Here is a 13,541-nt window from a genome sequence, read left to right on the forward strand (position 1 = left end):
TTCAACTAAAATTCTTCTTTTTTTTTAATCATAGATGCAATTATTCCGAGTAATAGTAAAGTAATAGTTACAATTAGTGCAATATATGCTGGAATTGCTATATAATGATAAATAAATATTTTAAAGCCAATAAATATTAAAATTAAAGCTAAAGAATATTTAATGTAACTAAATCGTTCTATGATCTCCGCTAAACAAAAGAATAAAGCTCTAAGCCCTAAAATAGCAAAAATATTTGAAGTGTAAATTATATAAGCATCATTGGTTATTGCAAATATTGCTGGTATACTATCTATTGCAAATACTAAATCAATAGCTTCTATTAATATTAGAGATACAAAAAGAGGAGTAAAATATAGTTTTTTATTACGTTTAACAAAAAATTTGTCTCCGTCAAGTTTATCAGTAACACTTAGATATTTTATTATTACCTTATAAAGGTAAGAATTTTGTATATCAAAGGTTTTATGTGATACATAAAAAGTTTTCATACCAGTAACAGTAAGTATTACAGCAAATATATATAATAGCCAAGAAAATTTATTTATGATAATAATACCACCATAAATCATTATAGCTCTAAAGACTATTACACCTACTATACCGAAAAATAAAACACAATGTTGATATTTTTGAGGAATCACAAAAAATTGAAAAATAATCGAGATAACAAAAATATTATCAAGTGACATAGCTTTCTCAATGAGAAAACAAGTATAATATTCACGAGCTCTATCCACTCCAGTATTATAGTAAACATAAACACCAAATAAACAAGCTATTATGAAATAGAAAAGGCTAAAAAGTAAGCTTTCTTTAAAGGCTATTACAGTATTTTTTTTATGTACAAAACCTATATCAAGAATTAATAAAGCTGAAATTACAGTATAAAAAATAATCCAATGCATAATTTTATCTAAGCAGTTTATATTGCACATGGAAATATAAACCTCCTCCTCCTATAACTCTTAGTTGGAAGGTAATAATATTTACTCCTTGTTTTAAATATGGTTTAATATTAATAGGTAAATTTTTAGCTTGTAATGCTTTAGATTGATCCATACCGTTATTACATTGCTTTAGATTATCTAAAGAATCAACATTAGATATAGGCGCACTTAAGACTTTTGTATCATTAACCTTAATCAATACACAATCATCATACCAAACATTTAATATTCTAAAATAGTCAATATCTTCTATAATAGCATCTAAAGTTAGTTTAAAAGTTATATTAAATAATGCTGTTTGGCCAGGTTTATTTATGGCATCTATTTTTGATCCATCATTTGCATTAAAAGCCATATCATTTGTACTCCAAGGGCTTACAATAGGTGGTTTATTTAAAAAGAAATCTCCAATTTTAGTATTAGGATCATAAGATGTATTAGGTCTTATTGTTGAAGTAGGAAAGTTATTATTAATAATTTCTATTGGTAATCCTTTTGATTCTCTACATCCGACATTTTGACCTAAAGGTTCAAATTCAACAATCTTTTTGTCAGAGTGTGATAAACAATAACGCCTTAAAGGTTTACTAGGGTCAATAAGTACCCAATTTATTGGGCACTTTCCTTCTGCGAGTTCTCCTACGTCGGCCTCAGGCCATAATGCGTTACCATGCTGATTTGAAGGAGTAGTAATAGCGGCACAAGTAGGTACTATTATAGGAACACAAAGATTTAGTTCTTGCCAAGTTTTATCTCTTACATCAGAAACAGAAGAGTCATATGCTGGATTACCGGTAGAGTCATATTGTACTGTGTAATGTTGCGTACCTAATATTGGTCCTATATTAGGTGCAGGATCAATTCTATCATGATAATCTCTACTTAAAACACATATTGGAGTATTAGGATTATCGTTATTGGTATAACAATTACTTGCATTGCAAGTATAAATTGTAATACCTTTTCCTGGACCTGAGACTGTTTCTTTTAGTGTACAGTTACTTGTATCTCCTGTGCATAAACCAAGGTTTGGATATTTAACACTATATGTCTTTTTGTAATCTTTACAATTTATAGTATTTTCATTGTTAAGCTTAGCAAGTACACAATTTATTTGTTTACTATTATCAGAATTACCTAAACCATGAGTAGATGGAACAGGACTACAATGTTGGAAATTTTTTGGCATTAAGCAAGCATGCGTTCCTCCTTGTATATATTTACCATTCATATATTCTAAATATTTTAAATATACTGCATTTGGATTTAAATTTCCGTTATTATCGTAAGGTTTATCATCATTTTTATATGTACCATGAATAGTTAATTGATTTAATGAATTAGGTCCTGAAAATGGCATAGCAATATACTGATCTGTCGAATTTTTTGGCGGAGTAGCAGGAATAAATGCAACAGAAGAACTGTAATTATAACCGGCAAGTGTTACTATACTTTCTGTATTGGTAGAACTAGGAGATGCAGCATATGATAATGGTGTTACAAGAGTGCTTGTTTCATCTATAATGTTATTGCCATCTCTTACTTGTACTGAAGCAATGAATTGCGGAGTATAATAAGTATTATTAGAGCAAGTAATCCCAGCATATTGTTTTGCACATTCATAAGAAACTAAGCTGTAAGAGTGGTTTGCTCGTGCAACACACTCTATCAAATTACCGGACTCAAAGAGACAAATATTATCAGGATTTTGTTGATCAGTTACAGTGTTACTAATTGAGACATAAAGATTTCTATCTTTACCATTATTATCTTTTAAAGTAAAATTGTGTTGTATCGGTAATAAGGCATTTGCATTTTGTTCCTGCACATTAGGAAATTTTACACTTACATCAACAAATTCACCAATATTAACCCCCCATACTTTTTGACAAGTAATTGAATTACTCGCACCAGGACCACAATCAGGTATATCGTCTATGAAATAATCACTAGGTGTTTCTACAGTTCCTATTACTTGCGAGTATACTATCCTAAATCCATTATTACAACCGTTATCTGAAACGCTACATGACATAGGTATTTGTGTATTAATACATGGAGCACCATTTGGGACGCTATTACACGGTTTAATAAAATCTTTATAGGCTGTAGAAGTATGAGTAATTTTTGCTGAAGAAAAATCTATATTTTTTAATTGTGCGCAAGTAGCTAGATCAGGGGTTGTACCTGTGCAAAGTGGAACAAGCTTATTAAAGCTAACACGCACAGTATTATTAATAATATTATTTCTAATATTAGATACTACACAAGGTGGTAAGGTTGAAGACTGCTTAAATTCAGGTTTTCCACTCTCAATATCCTCCTTAGTATTTTTTATACTACATATATTATTAATACTTGCATTGATGCTAATATCATCTAAACTTGGACAATATGGTGGCGGAAAAGGTCCTAAAGGTAATTGTACACAACCAAAAGAATAGCTATCTACAGCACTATTTAATGATCCAAATACTTTAATAACTTCTACTATTAAAGTAGGGAAAATATTAAAAATGGCTCCTATTGCTTTAAAGGTTGATTGAAGTACTTTTATAATTTCTGAATCTTGGTCTATCATACCTAGAACTTGAGCTAATAAACTCGGTAAATTGAGCCCTCCTAGTGTTTCAACTAAAAATGATAATATTTGTGCAATAGGGCTCAGTGCAGTAGTTTGGTGCAGTGGTTGACTATTAGGATTCCAGTCCATAGCATCAGTATTTACTCCGGAATCTGAAACAAGGTTAACGAGTCCAGGATCACTATAAGCACAAAGCTTAGGAGATTTTAAAGTAACTATTTGCCCATCTACGCCGACTATTGTATTATCGTTTTCTGTATAACCGACTTTATTAAGGTGTACTCCATTGGTATAACCTGGATCTGCAGAAGAAGAGGAAGCATTTATTCCAGGAGGTGAAGGTATTTCTGGTACAGCAATTCTAGCACAAACTCTAGTTAACGGTAGACCGTAACCGGTAGGCCATACTACGCATTCTCCATCCCAATTTAAGGTAGAGTTTTGTGACCAACAGGCCATAGCGTTACAACTTTGAATTCTAATGCGGATTTTTGGGGCAAAATAACTACTATTGGGAGCTTCTTCTGCACACCTATTGAGTAAAAAGCCGATAAATGTACCAGGGTAGTCAAATTGCAATAAACAATTATCGTTATCACGACCGTCGCTTTTATTCCAAGGAGGACACAATGTACCAGGTTTAAATATCTTTTCTTTTTGATTTATACTTCCCTTATTCCAAATTTCTGTTCGCTCACTTTGTCCACAATTACATGGATCACTAAAGCATTGGCCTATATCGTTCCAAATAGACGCATACACACTAAATGAGAAAAATAAGGATAAAAAAAATAGTAAATATTTTTTTAACACTTTGGGTATTACCTATATTATATTGTTATTTTTATGTAATTAGTTGTTTTGCCTATATAGTTCTGATTTAATCCTTATTAAGGCATTGTCCATGTGATTTAGAAAAACTCATATTATCACACGATTTAATCTACCATTGTATTACATAGCCCTTATGTCATTCTAGCAATATCTGGAATCTAGTAAAAATAAAAAAATCAAGCTTCTTTATTATATTAAGCTAGCTTCATTCTGGATTTCTACTATGCAGAAATGACATTGAATACCTTTTCAAGGTATTCAATGTCACAACACTCATATAATAGTGAATTAAATCGCTAGAATTTTAAAAATATATTACCGCAGATTGTTTTTAGGTACTGTGGTTAAGTAACGATATAACATTTAAAGGCATGTAACTATGCTTCGTTTTGCATTCCCTTTTTTAGTTCATATTTAATGCGTTATATAAATAATTAACCCAATTATCAGGCGGTCCTTGATGTTTTTCTAGTATTTCTTTATAAATATCCATTTCTTCTTTTTTGCTTGATAAAATACGCACAATTCCGATTAAAGCAGCAATACTTAATTCAGAAGCGATAGATTCATTATCTTTATTAATTAAGAACATCCTTGTAGAAAGTATTAACTGCGATAATTTTCGTATTTCTGAGTTACTTAAACCTAAAATTTTATCTAGATCTTCGATTTTAACGTCAGACGGTAAGATAATTTTAGTATTAATTAAATCAAGCCAAGGTTTTATAGTATATTTTGGATATGATTTAAGATAAATAAAATTGAAATTGCTTACTACAACACCATTATTTTGAGATAGATTATTAAAAATTAAATTTATATTATTATAATAAATCTCAGGTTTATAAAGTTTGTCAAAATTATCGGCAGCAAATATTTTAGGTTTTGTACCTACTAGACTTAAATGATAAGTAAAAGCATAAACTACTGCTGCACAAACACTTTGATGTTTTTTTAAATTGTTATTAAATTGTTCTAAAAATTTTCTCTCTGTTGGATAAAATTGTTTAGAAAAAGGCTCATCCGAAAGTTTATATAAATTAAAACCTATTACTTCCCCTTCACTAATATTAAGGGGGGGGCCATCAAACAATCCATTATATAATTGACCTTCAGTAAAGTTTTTTAATTTATCAAGTATTTGTGCTCCACCTTCATCCTTAAAAATTTCTAATTTTAAAATGTTAGAAAAAATACGTTTTTCTTTTTCAATTGATAAAATTTTATTTTTTAATTTCTCTAGGAATGATACCTCTATGTCACTCAGTGGTGAAACATAATGACCGCTTATTAATTTTAAAAATTCTAAAATGAAAGCCTGTGATTTTTCTGTGTCATCTACTAAAAATGGATTGATAATTTGTTTGTCAAGTTCTAACCATTTGCCTTCTATTGCTTCAATAAAAATTTTAGAATCATTATTATTAGAGACATAAATTATTGTTGGATCATATTTAGTAGTTTCAGATATTAGAAAATTTAATAATACGGTTTTGCCGGTTTTCTCTGTACCAAAAATGCAAGTATTACCTTTATTCGTTTTATCATGAAAATTCATAAAGTATGGAGTGCCTCTTTCCGTTCTAAGTAGAGTTAAAGCCCTACCCCAAGGGTTATATTGGTTACCTAATGGAGTGTTATGAAGAGCAGTAAGAGAAGCGATATGTTCTACGGATAATGGTGACATTCTACGGATGAAGGCAAAGTTAGCAGGTAATTGTGCCCAAAATGTTTGTTCGATATTAAGATCTTCTTTTACATGAACAATACCAAGTTTAAAAAGTTCAGTTGATGCTTTGGCTACGGCGGCATCGAGTTTATTTTCATCTTCTTCTATAACAGCAATTGAAATTTGCTGATTACAAAATTGAAGATTTAAATTAACTTCATCAAGCTTATTAATTCCTTTATGATTAAGTAAGATTGGATCATTAGTAATTTTTAGAATATAATCTTGGCCTTGTAATTTGGATATTACTTGTTTCTTATCAATAAAGTAAAATATTTCAGTGATTATTAACTCAATCGGTAATTGTAGAAATTTATCAAGTGCTTCCGAGGGAGTTTCTTGATATTCTTTTATAGATAGCAAAGAAGTAAATTTTTTATTTTTTTCATAATCTATAACTACTATTTTATCGCTGCTGATAGTATAAGTACTTCTGCCTAGCGCATCAGATAAATCTATTATAGGTACTAAACAATCGTTATTGTTAAGGTTAGCTATTCTGTTATATAAAAATAAAGATTTAGAAAAAACATTGTTATTTTCAAAAATTATGCCAAGTTTTTCAGCACCAAATTCATTTAAATCATTTAAAATATTATTAACGATATTTTCTAGCTTTTGAAAAGCTGAATCTAAGTAGTTATTTTCAAAATCAATAATTAATTTATCAGATAAAGAATTTATTAAGGAATTAAAATTTTTAATATTAATTTTAGCCGAATCATGTACTATAGATACATATAAAGTATTAACAAATTTATCACCCCAGTGATTTTTCTTTTGCCATAATGTATGAATATTGGCAGGTAATAATTTTTTGTAAGGAGTTGGATCGTCTAAATTTTGTTTCTCTCGTATTGTATGTATCCAAAAAGCGAAATCATAATTGGTTACATTCTTTTTTATAGAGGCTCTAACCATTTCACGTAAATTTTGTAACTTATCACTGATTTTTTCTGAATTAATACCATTTATTTTGATAGTTTGTAGTAATTTACCGTCTTTGGTAAGTAAAGTATGTTCATTATAATGACACGCTATAGGTATAAAATTAGGCGCATTATAATTGCATATATCCTTATCAAATTTTCGTAAATCACTAAACACAAATAACCTTAATTTAAATTGTTCTTTAATAAGCGTTTAAGGGTCATTGTTGTATGGACCAGTATGCCACTGTTATCCTATGACTTGAACGCAGAATTTAGAGAATATACTGCCATAAGTTGGTTTCTAAGACACTATAGAAAAGGCTACAGTATGATATTTTAACGATTTTTAAATCCATAAAGTTAAAACCACCCTACATTGCATTACTACAATAAAACTATAGTATGTAATAATATAATAGTATTACATAACTCTACCTTATTATTTTTATTTAATAAACAATTATTCACTATATGTAGTGATTTTTTGTAGCCCTCCCATGTAATTTATCAAGATATCAGGTACAGTTATTGATCCATCTTCGTCCTGATAATTTTCTAATATTGCGACCATAGTTCTGCCTATAGGTAATCCTGAGGCATTTAAAGTATGAACCAAAGTAGTATCATTGCTACCGAATTCTTTATACCTTGCTTTCATTCTACGCGCTTGAAAGTCTCCGCAATTAGAACAACTTGCAATTTCACGATATTGTTTTTGTCCAGGCAGCCATACTTCTATATCATAGGTTTTCTTTGCAGTAAAGCCCATATCTCCAGTACAAAGTAACATAACACGATAAGGTAGGTCAAGTTTTTGTAAAATAGTCTCAGATGCATTCGTTATATGTTCATGTTCATGTTTTGAATCTTCAGGGGTAGTAATAGATACTAACTCAACTTTACCGAATTGATGCAGTCTAATCATACCTCTAGTATCTCTACCGCTGCTACCTGCTTCTGATCTAAAGCATGGAGTGTAAGCGACATAACGCATCGGTAACTTTTCACGCGGTATAATAGTATCGGCAACTATATTTACTAAAGATACTTCTGCGGTTGGAATTAGTCTGTAACCGTTCGTTGTTGTAAAAGAATCTTCGGCAAATTTAGGTAGTTGTCCTGCGTTATACATAGCATTATCTCGGACTAACACTGGCGGTGATATCTCAAAAAAATCAAATTCTTTAGTGTGGACATCAATCATAAAGTTAATTAAAGCACGCTCTAATTTTGCTAAATTACCTTTTAATGTTACAAATCTACTACCTGAAGTTTTAGCAGTTTGTTCAAAATCCATTAAATTTAGTTTTGTACCTAGTTCAAAGTGTTGTTTATTTGGAGCATTATGCTTTATTTTCCCGTAAGTACGTACTAATTTATTCATACTTTGATCTATTCCATACGGTACTTCTTCGTCCGGAATATTAGGTAGCACATTTAGTAGCTCGTTTAACTCATTATTATTATTTAAATCTTGTTCAAGTTCTTCCAATTTTTCATTTATATGCCTGACATCTCTTTGTAACCCCTCAAACTCTTCGCCACTTTTAAGCGTCATGTTACCTAAAATCTTTGATTTGACCTTGCGTGCATGCTGAAATTCTTGAATTAAACTCGTAATTTTTCTTTTTTCTCCATCGAGTTGTGCAATTTTACTCGACATAGGTTCAATAAACCTTTGTCTAAGCTTTTCATCGAACAATTCTTGATTTTCTCTAATCCATTTTATATTTAACATTTAATGCCCTCAGTGTTTTCTATAAAATTACATATAATTATTGAGATTTCATATAATAAAAGTAGAGGTATTGCAAGAGCAAACTGGCTTAAAATGTCAGGAGGTGTTAATATTCCTGCAATAATAAAATTAATTACCACAGCAATGCGTCTTTTTTGTTTAAGCATTTGTACTTTAATTATTTTTACTATATTTAATATTATTATAACAACTGGTAATTGAAAAGCAAGGCCAAAAGCTACAATCAAATGAATAACTAAATTTAGATACTCACTAATTCTTGCTTCTAAAACTATCGGTACTATTATATCACGTTTTTCAAAGCTGAGAAAAAATTTCCAAGCTTTTGGCATTACAAAATAAAAAACAAAAATACTACCGCACCAAAATAAAATAGGTGACATAAATAGAATAAAGGCAATAATTTTCTTTTCATATGGATATAACCCAGGACTGATGAATAAATAACACTCCAAAGCAATTATCGGTGTAATAATAATAAAAGCTGCAAAAGCAGCGAGTTTAACATAGGTAAAAAATGCTTCAGCTAGTCCTGTATAAATTATATTTCGTAAAGTATCTTCACTTAATTTAGCTAGTGGTTTTAATAAAAAACTATAAATATAGTTGCTAAAATAATAGCAAATAGCAAATGTAATTATAAAAATAATAAATATTCTCCATAATCTTGTTTTTAGTTCCAATAAATGTTCTTGAAAACTATATAGTTTCATATTAATTTGTTGATTCTTTAATTTATTAAAAATATATATACTCTATCAACTCCAAAAGTTTGTTACTTCATTTTACAAGAGTTTCAGCGTGAATTATATTAATATATTCTGTGCTTTTTCACTTTGTAGATTCTTTACTCTTTTTGAAGCTAATTTTTGTATACTATTCTCCATTTATTCAGAGTATATCAATATTATAAACCTTTTTTAAGAATTGTCATATTTTTTAGTAAATAGTTTTTTGCTATATATTTTAAAAAAGACCAGTATAAATAGCATACTAAATAAGGTATTGCCAAGAAAGAATGAAGACCAAGTAAGATATTTTGCACAAATACCTCCAATAGCAGCTAAAGTGATACGGTTAAGAGAACTAAAAGAAGCAATAATAGCATATTGTGTAGCGACAAATTCACTATTGCAGAGATTTGCAAAATATATGGAGATAATTGTTCCAGCAAAACCGGAGCAAAAATTTTGTACAGTGACAGTTATTATAAATGTTTGTATATCATACCCAACAATAGCAAGAATCATAAACATAAGTGGTGATAATAATTGAATAATTCCACCGATTAAAACACTACACAATATACCGATTTTTACAGATAAAATTCCGCCTAGTGTTCCTCCAATGATCATAACTAGTAATCCATAAGCTTTGTAAATAACAGCAATTTCATGAGTGGTAAAACTTAAGTCTAAGAATAAAGGTGAGCTCATAGCCATCGGTATAGAGTCGGCAGCCTTATATAAAAAGACAAACAGCATAATTAGTAGTAAATATGGTTGATTGTTTTTTAGAGATATAATGCTACTTTTAATAACATCAAAATATTGCTTTAGGCTTATTAGATTAGTAGTGGCGTGATGCTGCTCTTTAGGCTTTGGCTCTTTAATACATAGAATTAATATAGGCCCTGGAAGAGTAATAAATAGAGCAAATTCATATACTATACTCCAACCAAAAATAACTGATAAATATAAAGCACCAACGCTACTAAGTAGCATACCGAGACGAAATCCTATGTTATTAAACGTAAAAGCTAGTGAAAGTTCTTCTTTTGAAGTGGGCCTCTCAATGCGGTATGCATCAAGTATAATATCTTGAGTAGCAGCGCAGAAGGAAATGATAAGTAAGATAATTGTAGTAATATATAAATTATCACAAGGGCTCACGCTTAAGAAGCTAGTTATTGCTATAATAAGAAATATTTGTGAGATTAATGCCCAGCCACGCCTATGACCAAATTTAGAGCATAAAAAAGGTATAGAATATTTATCGATAAAAGGTGACCATATGGCTTTTAAACAGTATGGAAAAGCCGCCAGCGATATTGAACCAATTATATCAGTAGTATATTTTGCTTCAGATAATTGATATGGAACGGTAAAAAAAATTAAATTAAACGTAAGACCAGAAATTAAGCCTAAAAATAAAATACCAATTAAATATAATTTTCCTTGCACAAGACTTAACTATTTATATTTCATTCTGAGAGAATAAGGTGCTACTTTAGAAAATATTTTACCGACTACTGGTATTTTGGTTACAATGCTACTGATTAAAAAAAATGAAGGAATGACGTTACCTTTTACTGTAATTAATTGTTGTTTAGTATCAATATTACCTTTCATAGTAAAATCAAAAAATGGTCCATGTGCTTCTGTATCAGAAATTGTAATAACATCTCCTCGATAAGTAAATTTACCGGTCATATCTTCAAATAAAATATTTTTGTTATTAGTTATTGAACTAAGAAAACCTGGTAATGAAACAAAAGAAACAAGTCGTGTTAAAAAAGGAGTATCAACTACTGTAAAATGTTTTATAGAAAATCTACCATCTAATATTGGAACAATCTCACCTTTTTTTACCTTATATCTTTTAGTGTTTAAGTGAAGGTTAATATGACCGTTTTGCATAGTAGTATACATTCCTAGTCCTTTAAGCAATGCTCCGGCATTATCAGACTCAATGAGCCATTGTTCAAAAGTTTCTTTAGCAGTAAGCAACATTTTAACTTTTTTATTAGCGATATTTGCATTTAGAAAACCAGAAAAACACCTTACTTTATCACATTTAATTGCTAAATCAAGATTGTTAAGAGTTACATTATTCTTTAAGAGTATTTTTGATATTTTAGTTTTTAAAATAATATTACGTGTAGAGTCTCCCTCTTTTTCTAAAAATTGCATCATATTAGAGTCGGAGAGGTCAAGTTTACTACCTTGGAGTATAGTACTATGATTATGTTCATTTATAATTATTTTGCCGTTTAAACTTGTTTCTAGAAAATTAATAGATGGTATGGATATATTATAAATATTATTTTTAATTAAGACATTACCATTGATGGTTAGATTGTCTTCCCCTGAAAGATTAAATTTGATATCTCTATCAGAATTTCTATTATTTAGTTTAGCATATAAATTTAAATTAGCCTTTTTATATAATTTTTTATGAATAGATACTTTATCTATATAAAATTCTAAATTATCAAGATTAGAATTAATAGTAATAAAACTCTCATCATTATGTTGTTTTTTATACTCAAAATTTAGGACTGTACTACCTGAAATTAATTTTAATATTCCTAATTTTTGATTATTTGCTGTAATATTACTTTTTATTTTGAATAGGCAATTATTATCTTTATCAGATATATTATGGTCGTAAGTAAAGCTACTTGCATAATTATTAATTTTACCTTTGCCATTAATACTTAATTTGTTATCTTTGAAGCTACCTTTAGCTTCGCCGTTTTGTAACAAGATATTATCACCTAGAGTACTAAAAGATATATTTGTTAATGTCAATAAGACATTATAGCTATTACTAATATTTGGATTAATAGGAATTATTAACTCTATTGTTGTATTGGCTGTTCCTTTTATTTTTTTAAGGTCAATATTTTGAGCCTTAATATTTTGATATGCATTGTTTGGAACAAAGTCAATTAAATCACTAATTTCTCCCTTAGCAGTAGCGTTAAAAACAAATTGTGATTTGTCAAATCCTTCCCATTTAAAAGTCATAATTCCATCAGAAATAACGCTTTTACCACTATAAGCTTCGTTAATTAAAAATTTTACTTCTGGTCCTGAAATAATAATATTAGTATTAACCTTAGTTAAAGGTGGTAAATCTTTATGATATTTATACTCAAAATTTGAGATATGTAAGTTTGCTTTAAAACTATCTTCTAATAAAATATTTTTTTTAAAAAACCTTCTGTCTAATTTAATGCTTAATTCCCCATTTTGGATGTGACCTTGTTTAATATGTTCTTGTAAATATAATATTACGGGATTATTCGGAATAACTTTTTCTAATGTTTGATAAATTATTAAAGGAATATTTGCTGCATTGGCACTTGCGTTGATATTTTTATCAGTTATTATGCTATTTAGTGATAAAAAAGCTTTGTCTCCAAAAGTAAGTTTACAACCAATGATTTTAGGATTATTTCTAGAATTTATGGCTTTATAGGAGCATAAGGCGTTTCCTATAGGTAAGGTAGCTTTTTGCTTACCACCTAGAATATCACTTTTTATTGAAGTTAAGTGTATATCGGTTAACATATCTTTTGTAATGATATTCAACGCATAATTGCCATTCATTGCAATATTTATAATTTCTTCGTTGTTACTTGATACTACAGAAAATTTATCAATATTAAAATTAGCAAGCATTGATGAATTAAATAGTAAATTTTTAAAATTAAAAGAAAGATTAAAACTGTTAATTTCTCCTTGAGCATTACCTATAAGATTTAAGGAAATTTTATCTACTGATAAGTGGTTCTTTTTAAATTCTAAATTATGTATTACAGCTTTTACATCATTTTTACTTAAATAAAATTCAATTATTTTTTTCAAAGGCTTATTCAGATAGCCTTTGTTTGCACTATACACAACTAGAGTTACAGCCAAAAACAATGAAATTATAATTATAGCAACACTAAAAAAAGCTTTTTTCAAGAAATTCATTTGAATTTATAGATTGACTTAAAATATGACAAAAGCTTTACTCTTGT

Annotated in this window: 6 protein-coding genes and 1 pseudogene; all 7 read right to left on the minus strand. The window is 29.0% G+C overall.

Annotated features, from left to right (window positions below; translation table 11 throughout):
- Nucleotides 1–5 precede the first annotated feature (5 nt).
- Nucleotides 6–908, minus strand: a complete 903-nt coding sequence (locus AC27F4_RS01345) for a TerC/Alx family metal homeostasis membrane protein (protein WP_487061338.1) — start codon at nucleotides 906–908, stop codon at nucleotides 6–8.
- A 4-nt stretch (nucleotides 909–912) separates the two neighbouring features.
- Entirely contained in the window at nucleotides 913–4,347 is a 3,435-nt protein-coding gene (locus tag AC27F4_RS01350) for a hypothetical protein (protein ID WP_487061340.1), read from the minus strand.
- Nucleotides 4,348–4,771: 424 nt separating this feature from the next.
- The gene (locus tag AC27F4_RS01355) at nucleotides 4,772–7,204 is read right to left on the minus strand and encodes a VirB4 family type IV secretion/conjugal transfer ATPase (RefSeq protein WP_487061342.1); all 2,433 of its coding nucleotides are present in this window, start codon (nucleotides 7,202–7,204) and stop codon (nucleotides 4,772–4,774) included.
- Between the two features lie 285 nt (nucleotides 7,205–7,489).
- Nucleotides 7,490–8,767, minus strand: a complete 1,278-nt coding sequence (serS, locus tag AC27F4_RS01360) for a serine--tRNA ligase (protein ID WP_487061344.1) — start codon at nucleotides 8,765–8,767, stop codon at nucleotides 7,490–7,492.
- Nucleotides 8,745–9,501: pseudogene (gene tatC / locus AC27F4_RS01365) on the minus strand (twin-arginine translocase subunit TatC). The gene serS and the pseudogene tatC overlap by 23 nt, the downstream one beginning before the upstream one ends.
- A gap of 207 nt (nucleotides 9,502–9,708) precedes the next feature.
- Nucleotides 9,709–10,971 carry an MFS transporter gene (locus tag AC27F4_RS01370; RefSeq protein WP_487061346.1) on the minus strand — a complete coding sequence of 421 codons (1,263 nt, stop codon included), beginning with the start codon at nucleotides 10,969–10,971 and terminating at the stop codon, nucleotides 9,709–9,711.
- 9 nt (nucleotides 10,972–10,980) lie between these two features.
- A complete protein-coding gene (locus AC27F4_RS01375) occupies nucleotides 10,981–13,494 on the minus strand; it encodes a YhdP family protein (RefSeq protein WP_487061348.1) in 2,514 nt (837 codons plus the stop codon).
- Between the last annotated feature and the right edge of the window lie 47 nt (nucleotides 13,495–13,541).

The organism is Candidatus Rickettsia mendelii (assembly GCF_057543435.1).